We start from the raw sequence: 1,164 nt of genomic DNA, 5'->3' as shown, positions 1-1,164 counted from the left end.
GCAAAGTAGCCTGTGGCGCTGCAGAAGTGGTGCCTTTGATTCGTGTAACCAACCTAGCGCGCACAATGCGTACTCTGCAAGAGCAGGGCATCTGGTTCGTGGGTACGGCGGGTGAAGCGACACACGACATTTATCAAGCAAAACTGACTGGTCCTCTGGCAATTGTCATGGGCGCAGAAGGTGATGGCATGCGCCGCCTAACGCGAGAAACTTGCGATGATTTGATTAAAATCCCAATGGCAGGTAGCGTATCAAGTTTGAATGTGTCGGTTGCATCAGGCATCTGTTTATTCGAAGCAGTTCGTCAGCGCTTGGCTGCGAAGTAAGCGAATGAGACCATATGTCACTGAGCCCAAAGGCTTAGTGGCTTGAAGAATCAAACACATAGGATGGGAAACCATCCTTTGTTATTTTTAGCTAGGGAAATTATGACTCAACAAGATACTAAACTGATTGCGTTCGATCTGGATGGCACATTGTTGGACAGCGTACCTGATTTGGCCGTTGCTGCAGACCAAGCGGTACAAGCTTTGGGTTACCCTGCAGTATCGGAAGAGCAAGTACGTGATTACGTAGGTAACGGTGCTGACGTCCTGATTGGTCGCGCGCTAAGCCAAAGCATGACCATCAGTAGCGATCTTAGTGAAGAGCTGCGTGCAAAAGGACGCGAGCTGTTTGATGACTTTTACGCGCAAAGCGGTCATCAGCTGAGCCATCTTTACCCAACAGTAAAAGAGACGCTAGAAGAGCTACATCAGGCAGGCTTTGCGATGGCGCTTGTAACGAACAAACCATCGAAGTTTGTTCCAGAAATTCTAGATCAACATGGCATCGCAAAATACTTTGTGGACGTATTGGGTGGTGATGCATTCCCTGAGAAAAAACCAAATCCAGTCGCACTGAACTGGTTGATGGAAAAACATCAGGTGAAAGCGAGCGAAATGCTGATGGTTGGCGACTCGAAGAATGACATCCTTGCGGCGAAAAACGCAGGTTGTGCTTCGTTTGGTTTAACATACGGTTACAACCATGGTGAGCCTATTTCAGCTTCAAACCCAGATTTTGTCGCAGACAGTTTATCTGAATTATTGGAAGTAGTAGCCGTTTCTGCATAACGGCAACAAAAGAGCTTCCAAAATACTTGTTAATGAGTACACTGAGTAA

2 protein-coding genes are annotated in these 1,164 nt (G+C 47.2%); both read left to right on the top strand.

The window, feature by feature from the left end; genetic code table 11:
• Positions 1-326, top strand: a 326-nt coding sequence (locus R7O13_RS24340; protein WP_318304865.1) for a TrmH family RNA methyltransferase, incomplete at its 5' end; no start/stop codon positions are given.
• A 102-nt stretch (positions 327-428) separates the two neighbouring features.
• Positions 429-1,115, top strand: coding sequence for a phosphoglycolate phosphatase (locus tag R7O13_RS24335; RefSeq protein ID WP_318304864.1), 687 nt, complete (start codon positions 429-431; stop codon positions 1,113-1,115).
• The last annotated feature ends 49 nt before the right edge of the window (positions 1,116-1,164 follow it).

The sequence above is a fragment of the Vibrio sp. Y176 genome, assembly GCF_033438945.1.
Note: the sequence above shows the minus strand (reverse complement) of the source record. Positions and strands in the feature narration are given on the sequence as shown.

Coding starts and splice junctions, on each gene's coding strand:
- R7O13_RS24335 (WP_318304864.1), top strand. CDS start 429: ATGACTCAACAAGATACTAAACTGATTGCGTTCGATCTGGATGGCACA.